At 58.9% G+C, this 21,057-nt stretch carries 16 protein-coding genes and 1 tRNA gene; 8 read left to right on the top strand and 9 right to left on the bottom strand.

Annotated elements, in window-relative coordinates; translation table 11 throughout:
* Positions 1 to 16: 16 nt before the first annotated feature.
* Both JFT85_RS14975 and JFT85_RS14970 read left to right on the top strand, forming a co-directional pair.
* Positions 17 to 379, top strand: a complete 363-nt coding sequence (locus JFT85_RS14975; protein ID WP_053253757.1) for a DUF4810 domain-containing protein — start codon at positions 17 to 19, stop codon at positions 377 to 379.
* Complete coding sequence (locus JFT85_RS14970; protein ID WP_069552901.1) at positions 376 to 1,026, top strand: DUF799 domain-containing protein; 651 nt, start codon at positions 376 to 378, stop codon at positions 1,024 to 1,026. Before JFT85_RS14975 ends, JFT85_RS14970 begins: the two co-directional genes overlap by 4 nt.
* An 81-nt stretch (positions 1,027 to 1,107) precedes the next feature.
* On the opposite strand, the gene JFT85_RS14965 is transcribed toward JFT85_RS14970, so the two are convergent.
* From JFT85_RS14965 to JFT85_RS14950, 4 genes are all read right to left on the bottom strand, one after another.
* Positions 1,108 to 2,973 carry a M10 family metallopeptidase C-terminal domain-containing protein gene (locus JFT85_RS14965; protein WP_242486539.1) on the bottom strand — a complete coding sequence of 622 codons (1,866 nt, stop codon included), beginning with the start codon at positions 2,971 to 2,973 and terminating at the stop codon, positions 1,108 to 1,110.
* Positions 2,974 to 3,393: 420 nt separating this feature from the next.
* Positions 3,394 to 5,601: a M10 family metallopeptidase C-terminal domain-containing protein gene (locus JFT85_RS14960; RefSeq protein WP_201230070.1), complete on the bottom strand. Its 2,208-nt coding sequence runs from the start codon at positions 5,599 to 5,601 to the stop codon at positions 3,394 to 3,396.
* A gap of 92 nt (positions 5,602 to 5,693) precedes the next feature.
* Positions 5,694 to 6,980 carry a M10 family metallopeptidase C-terminal domain-containing protein gene (locus JFT85_RS14955; RefSeq protein ID WP_201230068.1) on the bottom strand — a complete coding sequence of 429 codons (1,287 nt, stop codon included), beginning with the start codon at positions 6,978 to 6,980 and terminating at the stop codon, positions 5,694 to 5,696.
* Between the two features lie 180 nt (positions 6,981 to 7,160).
* Positions 7,161 to 9,104 (bottom strand): M10 family metallopeptidase C-terminal domain-containing protein, encoded by a 1,944-nt coding sequence (locus JFT85_RS14950; protein ID WP_242486538.1) that lies wholly within the window; start codon positions 9,102 to 9,104, stop codon positions 7,161 to 7,163.
* 538 nt (positions 9,105 to 9,642) lie between these two features.
* Between JFT85_RS14950 and JFT85_RS14945 the strand changes: the two genes are divergently transcribed.
* The 3 genes from JFT85_RS14945 to JFT85_RS14935 all read left to right on the top strand — a co-directional run bounded on the left by JFT85_RS14945 (position 9,643) and on the right by JFT85_RS14935 (position 12,534).
* Positions 9,643 to 11,277: a vWA domain-containing protein gene (locus JFT85_RS14945; protein ID WP_201230066.1), complete on the top strand. Its 1,635-nt coding sequence runs from the start codon at positions 9,643 to 9,645 to the stop codon at positions 11,275 to 11,277.
* An 88-nt stretch (positions 11,278 to 11,365) separates the two neighbouring features.
* The gene (locus JFT85_RS14940; protein ID WP_053253763.1) at positions 11,366 to 11,938 is read left to right on the top strand and encodes an RNA polymerase sigma factor; all 573 of its coding nucleotides are present in this window, start codon (positions 11,366 to 11,368) and stop codon (positions 11,936 to 11,938) included.
* A complete protein-coding gene (locus tag JFT85_RS14935) occupies positions 11,935 to 12,534 on the top strand; it encodes a hypothetical protein (protein WP_201230064.1) in 600 nt (199 codons plus the stop codon). Before JFT85_RS14940 ends, JFT85_RS14935 begins: the two co-directional genes overlap by 4 nt.
* Before the next feature lie 331 nt (positions 12,535 to 12,865).
* Here JFT85_RS14935 and JFT85_RS14930 read toward each other — a convergent pair whose 3' ends face one another.
* The 3 genes from JFT85_RS14930 to JFT85_RS14920 all read right to left on the bottom strand — a co-directional run bounded on the left by JFT85_RS14930 (position 12,866) and on the right by JFT85_RS14920 (position 14,005).
* Positions 12,866 to 13,219: a hypothetical protein gene (locus JFT85_RS14930; protein ID WP_053253798.1), complete on the bottom strand. Its 354-nt coding sequence runs from the start codon at positions 13,217 to 13,219 to the stop codon at positions 12,866 to 12,868.
* Between the two features lie 35 nt (positions 13,220 to 13,254).
* Positions 13,255 to 13,506 carry a hypothetical protein gene (locus tag JFT85_RS14925; RefSeq protein WP_053253765.1) on the bottom strand — a complete coding sequence of 84 codons (252 nt, stop codon included), beginning with the start codon at positions 13,504 to 13,506 and terminating at the stop codon, positions 13,255 to 13,257.
* A 422-nt stretch (positions 13,507 to 13,928) separates the two neighbouring features.
* A tRNA-Arg gene (locus JFT85_RS14920) sits at positions 13,929 to 14,005 on the bottom strand.
* Between the two features lie 371 nt (positions 14,006 to 14,376).
* Between JFT85_RS14920 and gabD the strand changes: the two genes are divergently transcribed.
* The 3 genes from gabD (at position 14,377) to JFT85_RS14905 (ending at position 18,626) form a co-directional block, all read left to right on the top strand.
* Positions 14,377 to 15,819 (top strand): NADP-dependent succinate-semialdehyde dehydrogenase, encoded by a 1,443-nt coding sequence (gabD, locus tag JFT85_RS14915; RefSeq protein WP_017136690.1) that lies wholly within the window; start codon positions 14,377 to 14,379, stop codon positions 15,817 to 15,819.
* A gap of 181 nt (positions 15,820 to 16,000) precedes the next feature.
* On the top strand, positions 16,001 to 17,278 hold the full coding sequence (gene gabT, locus JFT85_RS14910; protein WP_069552916.1) for a 4-aminobutyrate--2-oxoglutarate transaminase: 1,278 nt from the start codon (positions 16,001 to 16,003) through the stop codon (positions 17,276 to 17,278).
* Between the two features lie 139 nt (positions 17,279 to 17,417).
* Positions 17,418 to 18,626 (top strand): HDOD domain-containing protein, encoded by a 1,209-nt coding sequence (locus JFT85_RS14905; RefSeq protein ID WP_069552917.1) that lies wholly within the window; start codon positions 17,418 to 17,420, stop codon positions 18,624 to 18,626.
* 35 nt (positions 18,627 to 18,661) lie between these two features.
* Here JFT85_RS14905 and JFT85_RS14900 read toward each other — a convergent pair whose 3' ends face one another.
* Both JFT85_RS14900 and desA read right to left on the bottom strand, forming a co-directional pair.
* Positions 18,662 to 19,663 carry a sensor domain-containing diguanylate cyclase gene (locus JFT85_RS14900; protein WP_169876182.1) on the bottom strand — a complete coding sequence of 334 codons (1,002 nt, stop codon included), beginning with the start codon at positions 19,661 to 19,663 and terminating at the stop codon, positions 18,662 to 18,664.
* A 187-nt stretch (positions 19,664 to 19,850) separates the two neighbouring features.
* Entirely contained in the window at positions 19,851 to 21,035 is a 1,185-nt protein-coding gene (desA, locus tag JFT85_RS14895) for a delta-9 fatty acid desaturase DesA (RefSeq protein ID WP_053253769.1), read from the bottom strand.
* Positions 21,036 to 21,057: the final 22 nt, after the last annotated feature.

The following is a 21,057-nucleotide window of genomic DNA, read 5'->3' as shown; positions in this document are numbered from 1 at the left end:
AAGGAGCAGTACAAGGATGAGCAAGGCAGTTAAGTTGGCGCTGATGCTGACAGCAATCGCAACGGTCGCCGGGTGCCAGACGGCGCCCCAACCCCTGTATCAATGGGAAAGCTACCAGGCAGAGGTTTACGAGTACTTCAAGGGTGAGCCCAAGGAAGCACAGGTGGAAGCACTGGAGCGCGATCTGCAAAAGATCAACGCCAGTGGCCGCAAGGCGCCGCCGGGTTACCACGCGCACCTGGGCATGCTGTACCTGAGCATGGGCAAGGATGACCAGATGGTGCAGGAATTTCGCACCGAGAAGGCACTGTTCCCCGAGTCGGCTTCGTACATGGACTTTCTGCTGAAAAACGCCAAAACCGGAGTCGCTGCCAAATGAGCCTGTTAAAACTCACCGGCGCCTTGCTCGCCCTGGCGTTGCTCGGCGGCTGCGCGGCGCCCAAGACCATTGATTACACGGCGTATAAACAGGCCCGGCCGAAGTCGATCCTGGTACTGCCGCCGATCAATGAATCGCCGGAAGTGCAGGCGTCCTATAGCCTGGTTTCGCAGGTCACCTACCCGTTGGCCGAAGCGGGCTACTACGTGCTGCCGATTGCCCTGGTGGACGAAACCTTCCGCCAGAACGGCCTGACCACCGCCAACGATATCCAGGGCGTGGCACCGGCCAAGCTGCATGACATCTTTGGTGCGGACGCGGCGTTGTACATCACCGTCAGCGAGTACGGCACCAAGTACATGCTGATCTCCAGCGACACCTCCGTGACCGCCTCGGCCAAGCTGGTAGACCTGCGCACCGGCACCACCTTGTGGACCGGTTCGGCACGTGCTTCCAGCGAGGAAGGCAACAACAACAGCGGCGGCCTGGTGGGCATGCTGATCTCGGCGGCGGTCAAGCAGGTGATCAACAGCTCTACCGATGCCGCGCACCCGATTGCCGGTATCGCCAGTGTGCGTTTGCTGTCGGCCGGGCAGCGTACGGGGATTTTGTACGGTCCGCGTAACCCGAAATACGGTACGGACTGAGTTAACGGTTCAACCGGGTAGAAGGCTCTGCTGGCCCTCGGGTCAGCACAGCTTTCGCGGTGGGCTTCTCACGTTTTGTTATCAGTTCACCAGAATGTCTTTCGGCTTGATCACTTGCGTACTTTTCACCAGGAAGTCCGTTGTACGGTTGCCGGTTAAGTCGATTGCGACGAAGTAGCGGTTGCTGTGTGGGTTAAAGCTCACGATGGTCTCCCCGACCTTGCCGGTAAATTGTTTGACGGAGGTGAGGCGCTTATTCGCTTCTTTCTCGATTGCACGCAGGTCAATCAGGTCGGCGCCACTGTTGAAGTTCGTCAGTAACCGGGCGTTGGCAACACCTGAGTCGCGGGCGCTGTGGAAGACAACACGCGGTTTTATCGCAGTGGGTGTCACAGGCCGCGCACCACGTGCAGGCAGCTCGTGTTTGTACAACGGGGTGATGTCTGTGGGCTTGACCCGCCCATGGGTCTTGATCAATAGGTCCGCTCTGCCATTGCCGTTCAGGTCGATGGCCACCGAACCCATGCCGCTTCTTTCATCGTAGGTGAGCAGCGCCTCACCGGCTTTGCCGCTCCAGGCATTGACGACCGACACGGAAGACAGGCCGGCACTCCTCAACGCACCCGTTACATCGATCTTGTCGGTGCCGCTGGTGAAATCCATGATTTCATCCGGGTTTTGCGGCGTGGAGTCACTGGCGTGGTGGTACACAAAACTGTCGGCGCCCCTGCCACCGCGTAAACGATCAGCGCTGGCCCCGCCAGTAAGCCGGTTATCTTCATCGTTACCGATCAGCGCATCAGCACCTGAACCGCCAATGGCGTTTTCGATAGTGCAACCCCGGGCGATCGAGACGTTACCTTGCCCGTTACCCACGTCGGAGAACGACCCCGCCCTGAGGTTGATAACCTGGTTGGTGTGGTAACCCGAGGCGTCAAGCGTGTCGTTACCGGCACCGTCCCATATGCAAAAAGCAGCGCTATCGCGGTTGCTGTTCAGTGAGTAGTAATCCCGCCCGGTATTGGAGTTAAACCCGTAAATGTTGTTTTCCCGGCGGGTTTTATAATTGGCACCGTACTTGTGTTGGATCGCACTGATGTCATCCATCATGGGGGCCATCAGGTCATATCTGACACGTTTGCCACTGGTTTGAGCGTCGTAATAGCTCATGATGGTATGGGCCTTGGAGTCTTGGGCATAGATTCGTTTCGTATCGTCTGGCTTACCGTCGTAGTCACCCGGGTGCCTCAGGCCGAGGGCGTGTCCAACTTCATGGGTTATGTGGGGCCGTGCCACATAATTTTGGTTGTAGCGGGTATCCCCGCCTTGGCTGCCCATGAAGCGGCTGTAAGGGAAGGCGCCGTCGGCAACGCTGACGGCGTCGGATATTTTGAAGGTCAACTGCCCTTCCGCCGAGCCGCCGTTTTCAGTGAACGTTAGATTGGCCACGTCGCCCCAGGACTCGATGGAGCGCCGGGCTTCCTGTTTTTGATGTGCGTTGAATCCAATACCCTGCTCGTATTTGAAGTAATAGCTAATCTCGGTTTTATTGTTTTGGTTCAAGTCCTGCCATGTGGTTGTCTTCCGTGTGAGCTGCTCAATGGCCTGTTGCTTATCAAAGGACAGCCTGTTGGCTTTGCCTAGGTGCGGGTCGTCCGCGCGCAGGGTTGCGTCGTACTGGCTGCCATTGGTGTTCCCTGCGCTCGCAGCCGAGCTATCCCATTGACGACCGGCCTGAACAGTTTGTCGGGCGTGCGGGCGCACGAAACGGTGCTGGGTTGAAGGTTGGACAAACGGCCGGGAATCGGAAAGGCGAGAGGAACGCTCGGCCGGTTGGGCAGCAAGCGAATTGAGCGGATAGGAAAGTTTTCCAGGGTGTATTTTCAAAGTAATAACTCTTGCCGGATAGTTGTGTTTTCCCTTCTCGGTGACGCCCGCAGTTTCCATTTGCGTTGGATGAAGTTATCAACGGCGATTTGGATTTCCAATGTTCAGATATGTGTCTAAGTAAGTGTCTGTGCTGATCTTGAAAAGATGTTATGTGCAGTGTGTTTTCATTTCGAAATGTTAACTAGGGTTTTTATGCCAGCGATTGCTGGCTGAACAACAAACAGTATTTTTTTGCGTGGGCTGTATCGGATTTACCCAAGAAAGTTGAGCCTGAATCCTTGCTTCTAAAATGCTGTGTCTGATCGTGTACGTGAACTATTCCTTCACGAGGTTCAGACTTTATCCGGCCTCCTACCCTGATGTGCACAAGCCTGCCGAAGCGGCCCCGCTGCCGAACTGAACAGCGACGTTGTAACGGGCACCGGGCAAGCTGCCGCCGCGCTTCGCGGCGGATGCGGCTCACCCGAATACCCGCCATCACAGGCGCCGCTGTTTGCGGTGCTGCTGGATCAGCTCAGCGCGTGTCGCGGCGCCTCTTGAGGCGTGGCTATTGCCCACTTGGCCGATGATTGAACCGTAGTGCAGCGCGATGATTTCGCCGCTGTCGGCGGATATCAGCGGAGAGCCGGACGTGCCCGGTATTTTGTAGGCGTCATGATAGAAGGTGCTTTGGCGGCCGCTGTCGGTGCTGAGCCCCAACAGGGTGGTGGGCTTGCCGTCGGCGTTCAGGAAAGAAATACCCTGACCTTGTTGGCCGTGGTTGGGCATAAAGATTTTTTGTCCGGCTTGGGCCTGTGGGTTATCGGCCAGTTTGAGCGGCGGGAACTGCTTGGCCAGCGTGCTGATCTGCGCCTGGGGCAAGTCGACCCGCAATTCGGCGTAATCCAGGTGCGCGTCGCTGCTGATCGCGCGGCTGTCCAGCGGCACCTTGCGTTCAACGCGCATGCGGCCGCCTGGATCTTCGGTGTACCCCAGCCACAGTTCCAGCTTGCTGCCTTTGGCGAGTGCGTCATGCACGTGTTTGTTGGTCAATACGCTGGCGCCTGAGTCGATCAGCGAGCCGGTGCCCAACGTCGTGTAGTGAACCCGCTCGTAGCCCCATGAGTCGCGCACCACGGTCACCTCGCGGATGCTGCCCACCGCCTTGGCAGAGGCATACATGGGGGAGTTCTTGAGCGACTCACTGGACCAGTTCTGCAGGGAAAACGGTGCGCGCTGCGGGGCGTTGATTTTGACTGCGGGCCAAGAGACCGTGGGCAATGATGAGGTGGCTGGCGGTGCGGGTGGCAGCAGCCGGTGGGCCGTTGAGCCATTGACGATCACATCGCTGGCCTTGATTGCACGGCTGCTCCTGATGAACAGGTCGGCGTTGCCGTTGCCGTTCAAGTCGATGGCCAGGCTGCTTTCCCGGGTGCTGGGGTTGTAGCCCAATACCGCTTCGCCCGCCCGGCCGCTAAACCGTGCCACAAAGCGCAGACTCTCTACACGCGCCTCATGCAATGCCCCGGATACATCGATTTTGTCCTGCCCACTGCTGAAGTCACTGAGCAGGTCGGAGCGATCCCGGGTCGAGTCGCTGGCCTTGTCGTAGATAAACGTATCGGCCCCGGCCCCGCCGGTCAGCACGTCAGCGCCTGCGCTACCTTTGAGGCGATTGTTCGCAGCGTTACCCGTGAGCAGGTCATCCCCCGAGCCGCCGATCGCATTTTCGATGGTTACGCCATTGGCAATGGAGACGTTGCCTCGCATGCCGCCGACATCAGAAAAGTGTTGGGCCTTGAGGTTGATGCGCTGGTTTTGGTGGAAACCGGAGAAGTCCAGGGTGTCATGACCGCCGCCGTCCCATATGCAGAATACGGGGGCATCCGTTGAAGATCGCAGGCTGAACGCTTGGCGCCCGGCGTTGGCGTTGAAGCCGTAGGTGGTGTCGGTGTTGCGGGTGGTGTAATTGGCGCCATACAGTTTTTGCACGGCGGTGATGTCGTCCATCATTGGGGTGCAGGGGTAGTACGTGCGCTGTTGCTTGGCGAAGTCATGGCCGAGATTGCCTTCCCACCAGTAGCTCATGATGCTGTAGGCCCGGGTGTCTTCGGCATACCCTGCATCGGTGGCGTAGCTGGCACCGGCGCCATTGTAATGACCGGGATGCAGCAGGCCCAGGGTATGCCCGATTTCATGGTTCATGAGCCATTGCTCGAAATGGTCTTGGCTCAGTGCTCTTTCCTTGCCATCGGAAGCGATCCAGACCTGCGTGCCGTCCCTGTAGATGCCTGGGTAGGAGCCTGCTCCGGCAAACCGGAGGTGGGGGTCGTTGCCTAATAACATCTTCCCTTCGGCGTAGGGGGCGTTTTGCCTGAAGGTGACATTGGCCACATCTGACCAGAGCTGCATTGCGCGCCTTGCGTCACTTTTCTGGCCGGCGGTAAATTCATTGGCGCCCTTGGGCGAATTGAACGTTGCGATGGACGGGGTGAAAAACTGGTAGGAAATGTGCGTAGTGCCGTCACGGTTTATGTTCTTCCAGCGGTAGCCCAATCGGGTGATTTGTTCTGCGGCCTGATCGGTATTGTAGGATTTTTTTGGGTTGCTCAGGCTTGTAGGCGTGCTGGCCGCTTGGCTGTTCGGCGCGGCGGCCTGGGCATTCGAAAAAGCAGGCGTGATAGGGGACGGGTTGGTTCTGAGCATGGATTTTTACCTTCTGTCAGTCGTTAACGCTATCGACGAAGTCAGGCACTGCTTCAGGCGCGAACGCTCAAGCAGCGCCTTCACTTGAACGGTTATCGGGGGGTATTAAGGCCGGTAATATCGTGAGGCCTGATCAACCGGGTGCTCTTGACCAAAAAGTCCGTCTGGCCATTTCCGGTCAGGTCAATGGCCACAAAATAGCGCTGGCTGTACGGGTTGAGTCTCACTACGGTGTCGCCCGCGCGCCCTGTGTAGGCGCGCACCAGTCGCAGCTGAGTAAGGGTTGCTTTGCTCAAGCCCGTGAGATCGATCTTGTCTCTGCCACTGACAAAGTCGGTGATCAGGTCGGCGCTGGCCACAGTCGAGTCGCTCGCCTTGTCGTAGACAAAAACGTCAGCGCCGCCGCCGCCTCTAAAGGTGTCAGCGCCGCCACCGCCCGTTAGCCGGTTGTTCGCGTTGTTGCCGATTAACGTGTCGTTATGGGTGCCACCAATGGCATTTTCCAGGGTCACGCCTTTGGCGATGGAGACATTGCCTTTCATTCCGCCAACATCAGAGAACGCTTCGGCGTTCAAGTTGAGGGTTTGCTGCTTGTCAAAGCCGGAACAGTCGAGCGTATCGATGCCGCCGCCGTCCCATATGCAAAAGACTGGCGCGTCGCGTGATGACGTGAGGCTGTAATAGTCGCGATCAGTATTGGAGTTGAAGCCGTAAACGGTGTTGCCGCTACGGGTCTTGTGGTTCGAGCCGTAGAGCGCCTGCACAGCCGCAATGCCATGCAGCATCGGCGCCGTCGGGTAGTGGGTCCATTCACCGTTTTTCGAGAAGTTTTGACCGCTGCGGATCTCGGGGTTGTAACTCATCAGGCTGTAGGCTTGAGTGTCCTGCAGATAATGGCGCGCGGCGGGTTGTTGGCTGTAGTCCCCTGGGTGATCCAGGCCCAGCGTATGACCAATTTCATGTGCCATGACCTGCCGGTCGTAGCGGTCCGTGCTGGGTTGCGCATGCCCTTTATCCAGCCATGCCTCACCACCTTTTTTGACGTCCCGGGGATAGGGCAGGGACGCATAGGACTCGCCGTCACCTGCGTAAAGCCCCAGGGTCAGTCGGCCTTCGGTACTGGCGCTGTTTTCCGAAAAGGTGATACGGGCGACGTCGGCCCAGGCTTGCATGGACATACGCGCCAGTTTCTTTTGATGCTCACTTAATTCACTGGCGCCCTTGGGGACATGGCTGACCGCGTGCGGGTTGTCGGGAGTGAAAAACTCATAGGCAATATCCACTACGCCGTCGCGGTTGCGGTCTTGCCATTTAAACCCTCGTTCATGACTGGTACGCAGCAGTTGCCGGGCAGCTTGATCGGTGGTGTAGGACGCCAATGCGGGGGCCTTTACGACATCAGGGGGTTGATTGGCGTATATGACTGGACGTACCGGGTAAGACGATTGACTAACTGGCAACATCTACTTGAATCCTTTTTATAGGCACCGTGAAGCGTGAACGTTAAGGCTCATGGGTGAATGGGGTTCTTCAGGCGTTAATGTCTTTAACGCAGGGGTTTACCTGGCCCGTGAAAGCGCGCTGGCCCGAGCGTTGGGGCGTTTAGGTAAACCGATGACGTCTTCAGGTTTTATGCGTTGAGTGCTCTTGATCAGAAAGTCTGTTCGGCGATTACCCGTCAAGTCCACGCCCACGAAGTAGCGACCGCTGTACGCGTTAAACTTCACGAGGGTGTCACCAATGCGGCCGGTGTAGCGCTCGACCAGTTGAAGGTGAACGCCGGTGTTGTTTATCAAACCGGTGAGATCAATCTTGTCTTGGCCACTGACAAAATCCTGGAGCAGATCCGCATTGTGATAGGTCGAGTCGCTGGCCTTTTCGTAAGTGTATGTACTCGAACGATGGTGCCTGGGGGGCGTCAATGTGGCGCGACTACTCGGCGTGTCCGCCTGAGTATCAAGGGTTACGGCACCTGCGGACTGAACAATATCCCCTGGTTTGACTTGCCCGTGGGTTCGGATCAACAGGTCGGCTTTGCCGTCGCCCGTCAGGTCGATCGCCACGCTACCTTTGTTGCCGCTGGCGTCATGGATGAGTACCGCATCCCCCGCCTTGCCGGTCATTTCGCTGACAAAGGCCAGGCTGGCGACATTGGCGTGCTTCATGGCCCTGGATACATCGATTTTGTCGGTGCCGCTGATGAAGTCCATGAGCACATCCGGGTTATCCGGCGTGGAGTCACTGGCCCTGTTGTAAACGAAGGTGTCTGCGCCGCCGCCACCCCGCAGCCGGTCACCGCCTGCGCCGCCGGTGAGCCGATTGTCAGCCTCGTTACCGATCAGAGCGTCGTTGCCTGAACCGCCGATGGCATTTTCCAGGGTGACACCCCGGGCGATGGACACGTTGCCCTTGAGCCCGCCGACATCCGAGAACGAGCCGGCCTTGAGGTTGATGGTCTGGTTGGAACCGTAGCCAGAGACGTCCAGAGTGTCGATACCGCCGCCGTCCCATACGCAGAACACCGCATTATCGCGGTTGGAGTTGAGGGTGTAGTAGTCCCGCTGGCTGTTGGAATTGAACCCGTAGGTGGTGTTTTCCTGGCGGATTTGACGATTGACGCCATACAGTTTTTGAATAGCGGAAATGTCATCCATCATCGGCGCCACAGGGGTGTTGCCGCCGTGGGTTTTGCCACTTTTATCCGCCCAGAAATAGCTCATGACGGTGTGGGCTTTCGAATCCTGTGCATGGTTCCACTGGCTTGTGTGCAGGCTGCCATTGTAATTGCCGCCATGTGACAGGCCGAGGGCGTGACCTGTTTCATGCAGCAAGGTTTGACGCGTGACCCGGTTGGGGTTGTACCAGGTCGAGCCTCCATAGGGGTGGTTGCTGGGGTAATAGCCGCTGGCAACCGACTCGGTGTTCGATATGCCAAACGACATTTTCCCCTCTCTGCGAGGCCCGTTTTCTTCGAAGGCGAGATTGGACACGTCGCTCCACGCCTGCATGGCAAGCCGCGCCTGTGCTTTTTGCCGTTCATCGAACTGTCCGAAACCTGTGTTGAACGAGTAGGCAACAGAGGTTCTGCCGTCTCCATTCAGGTCATCCCACTTGGCGCCTTCCCGCGTGAGGTTGTCGCTTGCCTGGCGCGCATCGAAAGAGCGTTTATTCAGGCTGGCCACATAGGGGTCATCGGGCCGCAATGTTGGGTCTTTTCCGTCCCAGTTACGCGTGGTGAGGGGCTCGGATGGCGTGGGGGCGGTGGTAGTGATTGGATTAATGGGTGGGCGTGTAGGTGGCTGAATAACCGGACGTACGAAGGGAGGCTGAATAATCGGATGTATAAAAATACGCACGAACGGATGCTGTAAGAACGGTTGCAGAAACGGACGAAAGATCGAGTAGTTGAACGTCTGCTGAGCAACGGGCTTTAGGATCGGCGGCAAGAAATGTTCAGTCGGGTTCGGCTGTTGGAATAAAGAAGGCCTGAAGTCGAGTCTCATAGGAGTAACCCATGGTTTTTGTTGTGGGATGGATTCCTTTTCTGTTTGGAGAGTACATGTCCGTGTGCTGTAAGTACCTTCGCATCCTATAAATAAATAGCCAACGGGTTATTTGTTTCTCGAATGTATCGGTGGGTCGTTGCAACATGATTTGCAACAGCAGGGTTGTTTGTTTTTAGTTTAAGGCTTGCGTGTGGTGTGCCGATTTTTAACGTGCTATTCGAATAGTTGAAAGTACAGTTTTCAGTCGTGTTTATTTTGTTTCTTTTAGACATACAGGAACACTTACAGTCTGAAGGCTTTTGTTAAAGCCTTTATAAGCATGCGCGGGGGGGCAGGGTGTTCAAGCGTTGTTGTTGCCAGGATTTCCCACCGGCAGGTAAGGGGTTGTGGACTCAACATTGTTAAATGCCTGACCGCTTTTTATACGCGGAGCCGACACGCGGGTTCCGCGAGAAAATATCGATCATTAACCCGAACCTGGCGTACCTCACGTCTGAAGCTATGAACGGACTATTCACTGTTGAGGTTCAGCGCCATGTCACAGGCTCCTTTATTGCTGCGTCCCATCGGCTGCAGCCTTGTCGTTACCGTGTTGGCGACGCTCGTCGGCTGCGGGCTGTCATCGTCTCGAGAGGCCGCCAAGCCTGTCGCCGAAACGCCTCCATCTCCAAGCCCTGAGGGTGCCTTGGCCAAGCGCGCTGCGGCCCCTGTATTGATGGCCTCGCAAAAGGTCATGCACGAGTCGGTGGCGTTGGCCTATCGGGACGCGCCTCGAGAGCAGTACCAGAACCTGCCCGACAACCCGGTCTACAGCGTGGCAAGCAACCCGGTGTCGACCTTCAGTGCAGACGTCGACACCGGCAGTTACGCCAACGTGAGGCGTTTCCTCAACCAAGGCCGCCTGCCGCCTGACGGTGCTGTGCGGCTGGAGGAAATGGTCAACTACTTCCCCTACACCTATGCACTGCCCACCGACGGCTCACCTTTTGGCGTAACCACCGAAGTCGCCGCGACGCCGTGGAACCCGCACACCCGATTGTTGCGCATCGGCATCAAGGCGTCTGATCGCGCGGTGGCGGATCTGGCGCCGGCCAACCTGGTGTTTCTGGTGGATGTCTCCGGCTCCATGGACCGCCGCGAAGGGTTGCCACTGGTGAAAAGCACGCTGAAACTGCTGGTGGATCAGTTGCGTGATCAAGACCGTGTGTCGCTGGTGGTTTATGCCGGTGAATCCCGTGTGGTTCTCGAGCCGACCTCCGGCCGCGAAAAAACCACGATCCGCAACGCAATCGACCAACTTGCCGCAGGCGGCTCGACGGCGGGCGCATCCGGCATCGAACTGGCCTACCAGATGGCCCGCGCAGGTTTTATCGACAAGGGCATCAACCGCATCCTGCTGGCCACCGATGGTGACTTCAATGTGGGCGTCAGCGACTTCGACAGCCTTAAGCAAATGGCCGTCGACCAACGCAAAAGTGGTATATCCCTGACCACTTTGGGCTTCGGTGTGGATAACTACAACGAGCACCTGATGGAGCAATTGGCTGACGCGGGCGATGGCAACTACGCCTACATCGACAACCTGCGTGAAGCGCGCAAGGTGCTGGTGGACCAACTCAGCTCGACCCTGGCGGTGGTGGCGCGGGATGTGAAACTGCAGGTGGAATTCAATCCGTCGCAGGTCAGTGAGTACCGGCTGCTCGGCTACGAAAACCGTGCCTTGAAGCGTGAGGATTTTAACAACGACAAGGTCGACGCCGGTGAGATCGGCGCAGGGCATACGCTGACCGCGTTGTACGAAATTGTGCCGAAGGGCGAGAAGGGTTGGTTGGAGCCCTTGCGTTACGCCACGGCCCCTGCGGTCGAAAACACCTCCGCTGAGCTGGCGATGTTGCGGGTGCGCTACACACCGGCATCGGGCGGTGCCAGCCAATTGATTGAACGGCCCATCGGCAACCAAACCCGCCAGGCCAGCGACGATTTGCGCTTCGCCGCCGCCGTGGCCGCCTTCGCCCAACAGCTCAAGGGGGATGGCCGCTACACTGGCAGCATGCGTTTGCAGGACACCGCCGCACTGGCCCGCTCGGCGCGCGGGGATGACCCGTTCGGGCTGCGCAACGAGTTCGTGCAACTGGTGACATTGGCGCAGAGCCTCAAACACGGATCGTAGGCCCCGCGAAGCACCAAGGTGGGAGCTGGCTTGACCGGCTCCCACCATTGAAAGGTTTTAACGTCTCCAAAGGAGTTCGCCACTTAACATGGTCGTTCCAGATGATTCACCCAGCGACGAATCGCTGCTGGCCCGTTACCGAGCCGGTGACACTGCCGCGTTCGAGGCCTTGTACGCGCGGCATCGCCAAGGCCTGTACCGGTTTCTTGTATCACTGAGCAACAAGGCCGAACTGGCTGAAGAGGTTTACCAGGAAACCTGGCTCAGCCTGATTCGTAGCAGCAGCCAGCCACAGGGGCGGGCGAGTTTTCGCACGTGGCTGTTTCAGATCGCCCGCAACCGCCTGATCGATCACTGGCGCAAGCACGGCATCCACAACCCTTTGCATGACAGCTACGACGAGCAACTGCACGCCCAGGCCGACGACAGCGCCGGCCCTGAGCAGCAATTGAGCCTGAGCCGCGACCAGGCGCGCCTCGACGCAGCAGTGCAAGACTTGCCCGAAGACCAGCGCGAAGTCTTCCTGCTGCGCCTGCACGGCGACCTCGAAGTGCCGCAAATCGCCGCGCTCACCGGCGCCCCGCTGGAAACCGTAAAAAGCCGCCTGCGTTACGCCCAGCAGAAACTGCGCCGCCTGCTGGCCGAGGAGATACCCGCATGACCGACTCCCGACACCCCGATGATGCCGACGACGTGTTGCTGCAACACTTTCGTCAACACACCACCGGCGAACCGCCTGCGTCCCTCGACGCCTTCATCCTCACCGCCGCCCGCCGCGAAGCCCCGGCGCCGCCGCCGCCGAGCCTGTGGCAACGCTGGCTGCACGCCTGCCAACGCCCGCGCTGGCAAATGGCATTTGCCACCGTCGCCGGTGTGGCCCTGATGATCGGCGTAGTGATGCGCTCGCCCGTGCCACACCAGGAAGTGGCCACAACAACGTTATCCGCGCCCCAACCAGAAGCTGCACGCCTGGCGCCGCAAGCCTTCTCGGCACCCGCACCCGCACCTATGGCCCGCATGGCCGCCGCCCCGCCGGTTCAGGCTGAAGTCGCCAGCTCGATGGCCGATGCACCGGCAGTGAAACTGAGCAAACGCGCACCGGTGGCGTTGCCGTCGTTGGAGGAGGGCTTGCAGGAAATTGTGAACCTGCGCCTGGCCGGAGCAACCAAAGCGGCGGATGAGAAGCTGCTGGCGCTGCATGAACGCTTCCCCGAGGAAGACCTGCCGGCACGGTTGGAGGCGTTGCAGAAGCATTAAATCGCCGCCCACAAAAACGCCCCAGGTCTTTCGGCCTGGGGCGTTTTTGTGTGTGTCTGGTGCACCCGGCGTCGTTTGAACTGGAGGCTTTTAGTGCCGGTTTATAAGGGGCTGGCTGGTAGTGTTTCGGTTAGGCATACACATGGGCATACACGGTGCAGCGTACTGCTTCCTCTCACACTCGTTTAGGGCGCTCGATTTAGCCACCATGACGAACGACTGCGGGCGCACCTTGGTAATTCCCGCACTACGTATCCAACGCTGTTTGTGACAAAAGAAATGGGCTGTGAAGATCGCTTCACCGGGGCTCGCAGGATTAAGTGTGCGAACCTCAACGACCCTCGACCCACTTCCCGTAAGCGCTCGTCCCCATCTTCTCAAAATCTGGAAAAAAGCCTGTCTCGACAGCTTGGAAAAAGGCGAGGCAATGACTCCAATCAGAGTTGCTGGGCTCATCCACTACCCAGCAGTCATAACCCAATGACTTCCAGTCAAGGGAAGGGTCCGAGTTGGATACCCGCAGGAGTTCCTCAGCAATGCGTTCTGTCCACGCTATTGCCTCCCCCAACGTAGGGGCCGTGACGTAAACGCCGGTGGATGACTCGCAGTCTTCAATGATGCCTTTTTGAAACAACTCCCAGCGTTCGGGCTCGTGGTAAGTGAAGCCTATTAGGAATTTATTCATGTTGAATCCTTGTGGTTCCATCGCCACTAGCATCGCTATCGTGCTTTCGCGGACCTTAGTAATTGGGTGAACCTGGAAATCGCAAGATGTATGTCATCTTGGGTATCTCCGTCCCACTCCTCAACCGTTTCCAACTCGGCTCGTAACCTGGCAATACGCTGTTCGATCTCTTCAATTTCAGAGGGGCCGCATTGCTTAGCGATTGCTTGCCAATCGTCAGCAGAGATTTTTTCCTGAACAGACAAGCCCGACTTGGCATTTTCTATCAGCTTCTGAAGGTTACTCATCGGTGGTCTCGGGCAGGTTTTGAAAAAAGTCGCTGGGGACCCTGAGGATATCTTGAGGACACGGGGCATGAAACCCGCGGGATCGAGTTAGCGGGAGGCGTTGGAAGTTACTGAAATTTCAATCGTTGAAATTGAAAGGATCTTGAAGAAAAAGGGCCATCGTTACAGCTTCGGTAAAGGTGGCTGTATCTGTTGCTCCAGGCCTGCAAGCGTGGTGTCTGCTAAGGGGCGGCGTTTGATTTCAGTGCGCTTCACTTCCTGTATGCCTCCAGTTATAGGAATCTCAAAGCATAAATGTGGGCATACACGGCGGGAAGTTACAGGGGTAGGCAGGGACGAATAGCCAGAAACAAGAAAGCCCGCACAGGGCGGGCTTCTTGGGGTGTTTCGTAGACTGTCTGAGACAGCCCGAGACTGCTATATGGTGCACCCGGCGGGATTCGAACCCACGACCCCTGCCTTCGGAGGGCAGTACTCTATCCAGCTGAGCTACGGATGCTTGTGCGGGCGACATCATACCCATGTCGCCCTTGGGCGTCCATGCCGGTCTTTGGCCGTTTATAGGTAGGAATTTGCTCAACCGAGGCCCTGCGCCGGGGCCCGGTGGTCAATACGTTGGAACCTGGTTGAATCACGCTGATCAGAAAGATTCGGCAAATGCGCGGTTTTCGTTCTTTTTTTCGAACAGACTATTGCCCTGTACCCCCATTGATCCTAGGATTCGTTTGAGATTTCAAACGCTCTGTCTCCCGCGTGCTATTCACCCATGCTTGCGCGCTGGGGCTGATTTCCCTGACGGCAGCCCACAAGGCGCCTTTCAACAACTCTAATTCGCTCCGCGTGCGCGCGGTGCTGTTTAGGAAAGCCGACATGCAGCTCAAAGATACCCAGTTGTTCCGCCAACAAGCCTTTATCGATGGCGCTTGGGTCGATGCGGACAATGGTCAAACCATCAAGGTCAATAACCCGGCCACGGGCGAAATTCTCGGCACCGTGCCGAAGATGGGCGCTGCTGAAACCCGCCGCGCCATCGAAGCGGCTGATAAGGCCCTGCCGGCCTGGCGTGCACTGACCGCCAAAGACCGCGCCAATAAGCTGCGTCGCTGGTTCGAGCTGATCATCGAGAACCAGGATGACCTGGCTCGCCTTATGACCCTGGAACAAGGTAAGCCGTTGGCCGAAGCCAAAGGCGAAATTGTCTACGCGGCCTCGTTTATCGAGTGGTTTGCCGAAGAAGCCAAGCGCGTCTACGGTGATGTGATTCCCGGCCACCAGCCGGACAAGCGCCTGATCGTGATCAAGCAGCCGATCGGGGTTACCGCCGCCATCACGCCGTGGAACTTCCCGGCCGCGATGATCACCCGCAAAGCCGGCCCGGCCCTGGCCGCCGGTTGCACCATGGTGCTCAAGCCGGCTTCGCAAACCCCGTTTTCGGCGTTTGCCCTGGCTGAACTGGCCCAGCGTGCGGGCATTCCAAAAGGGGTGTTCAGCGTGGTTTCCGGCAGCGCCGGCGATATCGGCAGCGAGCTGACCAGCAACCCGATCGTGCGTAAATTGTCCTTCACCGGCTCGACCGAAATCGGTCGCCAGTTGATGGCCGAATGCGCCAAGGACATCAAGAAAGTCTCCCTGGAGCTGGGCGGCAACGCGCCGTTCATCGTGTTCGACGACGCGGACCTGGATAAGGCCGTCGAAGGCGCGATCATTTCCAAGTACCGCAACAACGGCCAGACCTGCGTCTGCGCCAACCGCCTGTACATCCAGGATTCGGTGTACGACGCGTTCGCAGAAAAACTCAAAGTGGCCGTGGCCAAACTCAAGATCGGCAACGGTCTGGAAGAAGGCACCACCACTGGCCCGCTGATCGACGAAAAAGCCGTGGCCAAGGTTCAGGAGCACATTGCTGATGCTCTGAGCAAAGGCGCCAAGCTGCTGGCCGGTGGCAAGGTCATGGAAGGCAACTTCTTCGAACCGACTATTCTGGTGAATGTGCCCAAAGACGCGGCTGTCGCCAAGGAAGAGACCTTCGGCCCGCTGGCGCCGCTGTTCCGCTTCAAAGACGAAGCTGAAGTGATTGCGATGTCCAACGACACCGAGTTCGGCCTGGCCTCCTACTTCTATGCCCGCGACCTGGGCCGTGTGTTCCGTGTGGCCGAAGCCCTGGAATACGGCATGGTCGGCGTCAATACCGGGTTGATCTCCAACGAAGTGGCGCCGTTCGGCGGCATCAAGGCCTCGGGCCTGGGCCGTGAAGGCTCCAAGTACGGGATCGAGGATTACCTGGAAATCAAATACCTCTGCCTGGGCATCTAAGCCGGGAAGGGATTGCAGTAAACGCAAAGGGCACGAGAGCGCTGACCCTTTGCGTGTTTCAAGACGTTATTCGTAGTGGCCGGGAAAGCTGTGGCAGTCGATCATCGCATGCTGCCGTAGTTGCCTCCCCGCCACGTATTCCTTGGACCCCGCCACCCGATGAGTGGCGAATGAGGACTTTATGAGCAAGACCAACGCATCCCTGATGAAACGCCGCGAAGCCGCTGTACCACGCGGTGTTGGCCAGATTCACCCGATCTTCGCCGAGTCGGCAAAGAACGCCACCGTGACCGACGTTGAAGGTCGCGAGTTCATCGATTTCGCCGGCGGTATCGCCGTGCTGAACACCGGCCACGTGCACCCGAAAATCATCGCCGCCGTGACCGAGCAACTGAACAAGCTGACCCACACGTGCTTCCAGGTATTGGCCTACGAGCCGTACGTGGAGCTGTGCGAAAAAATCAACGCCAAGGTGCCAGGCGACTTCGCCAAGAAAACCCTGCTGGTCACCACCGGTTCTGAAGCCGTTGAAAACGCCGTGAAAATCGCGCGTGCCGCGACCGGCCGTGCCGGCGTGATCGCCTTCACCGGCGCCTACCACGGCCGCACCATGATGACCCTGGGCCTGACCGGCAAAGTCGTGCCTTACTCGGCCGGCATGGGCCTGATGCCAGGCGGTGTGTTCCGTGCGCTGTTCCCTAACGAACTGCACGGCGTCAGTGATGACGACTCCATTGCGAGCATCGAACGCATCTTCAAAAACGATGCCGAGCCGCGTGATATCGCGGCCATCATCATCGAGCCGGTCCAGGGCGAGGGCGGTTTCTACGTCGCGCCGAAATCGTTCATGAAGCGTCTGCGTGAACTGTGTGACAAGCACGGCATCCTGCTGATCGCCGACGAAGTGCAAACCGGTGCCGGCCGTACCGGTACGTTCTTCGCCATGGAACAGATGGGCGTGGCTGCCGACCTGACCACCTTCGCCAAATCCATCGCCGGTGGCTTCCCGCTGGCCGGTGTGTGCGGCAAGGCGGAATACATGGACGCCATCGCCCCAGGTGGCCTGGGCGGCACCTATGCCGGTAGCCCGATCGCTTGCGCTGCTGCTTTGGCGGTGATGGAAGTGTTCGAAGAAGAGCACCTGCTGGACCGTTGCAAGGCGGTCGGCGAGCGCTTGGTGACGGGCCTCAAAGCCATTCAAGCCAAGTACCCGGTGATCGGTGAAGTGCGTGCCCTGGGCGCGATGATTGCGGTCGAGCTGTTCGAAGATGGCGACAGCCACAAGCCGAACGCCGCTGCTGTTGCCGCCGTGGTCGCCAAAGCGCGCGACAAGGGCCTGATCCTGCTGTCCTGCGGCACCTACGGCAACGTGTTGCGCGTGCTGGTCCCGCTGACCTCGCCGGACGAGCAATTGGACAAAGGCTTGGCGATCATCGAAGAGTGCTTCTCCGAGCTGTAAGCGGACACTGACCTGATCGACAGAAAAAACCCGCTTCGGCGGGTTTTTTTGTGCCGAGTGCAGCACATTCAGGCCTTGTTCATTGTACGTAGGCAGCTTGATTGTCTAAGGTGCAGGCATTGCCGATGGAGCGTGCTGGATGACTGCTGTTGATTTACCGGCTGTACCCCGAGTGTTGATTGCCGAGGCGGACCCTTGGTCGCGGGATCTGCTCAAGCAAGTGTTGTTGAATGTGCGCTGCGACGCACGGCTGGACGTGTGTGCCGATGGGCAGCAAGCCGCCACGCTGCTGCAAGAAAAAGCCTATGACCTGATCCTGGCGGATTGGGAGCTGCCGGGCATCGATGGCCTGAGCCTGCTGCGCAACGTGCGCCAGAAGCGCCGCTCGCCCGCGCTGCCGTTCATTTTGCTGAGCAGTCGCAATGACAGTGCCAGCGTACGCGAAGCCTTGCCCCTGGCGCCCACGGCGTACCTGACCAAACCCCTGGACATGGACGGCCTGACCCAGCGGCTGCAAGACCTGCTGCTCAATGAAGGCGAAAGCGTGTATTGCGAAATTCCTCCGTTGGCGCCGGGCATGACCTTGCCGGTGTTCCTGGAGCGCCGACGCGACGCCTGCGACGGCGCACCGTTGTGGGTCGACGTGAAGGCGGCGGTGCAACAGAGCCTGGGGCCGGATGGCCTGGACCTCCAGTGCCTGGAAGATCGGGTACGCATGGACCCGCAAATCACCGCCGTGCTCATCGCCGCGGCCAACAGCGCCGGGCAGCATGGCTCACCGGTACAACACCTGCCGGCCGCGCTGCACTCGCTGGTGCCCGGGCAGAGCATGAACCTGATCCTGGGCCTGACCCTCAAGCACAACGTGGTATTGGGCGATCCGGCACTGGTGGCCTACGCCGAGCGCCACTGGCAGTTGTCCCAGGCCACTGCCGACTATGCCCGCCGCCTCGCGCGTATGCTGGATCTGGACCACGAGCGCTGTTACAGCGCCGGTATCCTGCACCGGCTGGGGGACTTGGCGCTGTTGCGCTGCCTGGAAGATTGGCGCCTGGGCGGTGGTGCGTTGGATGATGAAGTGATTGGCGAGTCGCTGTTCACCTTTGGCGCGGCCTATGGGTCGGCGTTGCGCACGCGTTGGCGCTTGCCGTTGGAGCTGCGTCAGTTGATCGCAGCAACCTATTCACTCGAAGGCGGGGTGTATTCGCGGGAAGCGCTGGTGGTGAACCTGGCGGCGCAAATGGCGCGCCTGACCGAGCATGAAGGGCTCGAAGAACTCGCCAAAGGCAAGACTGCGCGGTTGCTGAAAGTGGGCCTGTCGGAGCTGATGCGGGTGCGTAAAACCTGAGAAAAAAAGACACCGATCCCCGCTTCTGATCAGTGCTAGCCGGCTACCACGCGGTTTTTGCCCTGGCGCTTTGCCTCGTACATGGCGGTATCGGCCCGCGCGAACAGGTTGTCCAGGGTTGAGTCGTCTTCACGCAGGTTGGCCAAGCCCTGGCTGACGGTCACGGTAAACGCCCTGCCTTCACAGCTGAAACTCAATGCCTGGATTTCCTTGCCCAGGCGTTCAGCCACCTGCATCGCCATCTCCGGCGCACACCCCGGCAGCACGGCGGCGAACTCTTCGCCGCCAATACGCCCGAACAGGTCGCCACGGCGCAATACGCCCCGACCGCTCTCGGCGATACGCCGCAACACCTGATCGCCCTCCAGATGGCCGTAGCTGTCGTTGACGTCTTTGAAGTCATCAATGTCCAGCAACAGGAATGCCAGCGGCGCGCCTTGGGCGCAGGCATTGTCGAAGGCTTGATTGGCGCACTCGAAAAAATGCCTGCGGTTGCTGCTCTGGGTCAGCACGTCGGTGGTGGCCAGGCGGTGCAGCTCCAGGGCCATCTGTTTCTTTTCGGTGATGTCCTCGGCCATGCCGACCACGATCGTTGGCGCACCGGGCTCGACCTGCTGGTTGATATAGCATTTGTCGCTCAGCCAACGAATGTGCCCGTCAGCCGTGATGATGCGGTACTCGCGGTCCTCCACGGCACCGTGCTCCAGCACGCGAGCGAGGCTGTGTTCGGCATAGTCGAGGTCTTCAGGGTGGATGCTGTTGCGCCATTCGCGGTAATCGGCCAACAGCAAACCGGCCGACCGACCGAACACCCGCTCGTAGGCAGGGCTCACATACAGCACGCGACGCGTTTGCCAATCAATGGCCCACAGCACGGCATTCACACTGACCAGCAGTGAGCTCAGCAATTGCTCGCGCTCGCTCAACCGTTCGACTTCACCCTGGGCGTGCATCAGCGCCAACAGGGTGGCCGCCGCGGCTGGGCGAGGAGGCTCAGCAGTGGGGGCGTCGGGTAGGTAGGGCTTTTCGTGGACCATCGGTACAACTCTCTCTGGGCGCGCCGCAGGATGGAACAGCGGTCACTACAAGGGTCACCATGATGGCGAAGTGTTCTTTGAGAGAGGGGAATTGCAGTGAAGTTCCGTGATCGTCACGGATTGGCGGTGCCCGGAAAATGGCGCCAGAAAGAGGGTGTGTGGGAGGGCTGGCCCTCCCACAGTGCCGTCAGACCGCTGCAGGGCGCAGCGAATAGGTCTTCAGTTGGTGGGCAAAATCACGCAGGGACTGGATGCCACTGGCTTCGGCCTCGTGCACCCATTCCTTGATCGCCGCCAGCATATCGTGGCCATTGGAACTGGTCTTCAGCCAGATCTGCTGCAACGCCAGGCGTTTTTCGTAGATCACCGTCAATGCATGGCTGTGTTCCAGCATGCTCTGGATACGCACGTGGTGGCGGTCATCCAGCAGGCTGGTTTCACGTGACAGCAGACGCTTGGCACGGTGGAACTGGTGGCGGACCGAATGATCGACCTTCTCCAGCTCCTGCTTGACCAGCGGGCCGATCACCAGCTTGCGGTATTGGGCCATGATCTGGAAACGGTTGTTGAGGATCGCCATGGCGGTGTCCATGTCCAGGTTGCCTTTACCCTCCACGCGGTGCGCGATAGGCGCGACGCGTTGCACCTTGGCCAGGCGCAGGAAGCTGAACACTTTGATCCACGCCCAGCCGAGGTCGAATTCCCACTTCTTGACCGACAGCTTGGCCGAGTTCGGGTAGGTGTGGTGGTTGTTGTGCAGTTCTTCGCCACCGACGATGATGCCCCATGGCACCAGGTTGGTCGCTGCGTCGCGGCATTCGAAGTTGCGATAGCCGATGGCATGCCCCAGGCCGTTGATGACACCGGCTGCCCAGAACGGAATCCACATCATCTGGATCGCCCAGATGGTGATGCCGATGGTGCCGAACAGCAGCAGGTCGATCACGCCCATGATCGCCACGCCCAGCAGCGGGTAGGGCGTGTAAAGTTTGCGCTCGATCCAGTCGTCCGGGCAGTTCTTGCCGTAGATGCGCAGGGTCTCGGGGTTCTCGGCTTCGGCGCGGTACAGCTCGGCGCCTTTGCGCAGCACGGTGGACAAACCCTTGATGACCGGGCTGTGCGGGTCGTCGACGGTTTCACATTTGGCGTGGTGTTTACGGTGGATAGCGGTCCACTCGCGGGTGTTCTGTGCCGTGGTCAGCCACAGCCAGAAGCGGAAGAAGTGTTTCAGGCCGGCATTGAGCTCCAGGGAGCGATGGGCTGAATAGCGGTGCAGATAGACCGTGACCCCAACGATGGTCACATGGGTCATCAACAGAGTGACCGCCACCAGTTGCCAGGCTGACAGGTCAAGAAAACCGTTGTACCACATAGGCTGTATGGCCCTCAGATAA

The organism is Pseudomonas sp. TH04 (genome assembly GCF_016651355.1).
Taxonomy (GTDB): Bacteria; Pseudomonadota; Gammaproteobacteria; order Pseudomonadales; family Pseudomonadaceae; genus Aquipseudomonas; species Aquipseudomonas fluorescens.
Note: the sequence above shows the minus strand (reverse complement) of the source record. Positions and strands in the feature narration are given on the sequence as shown.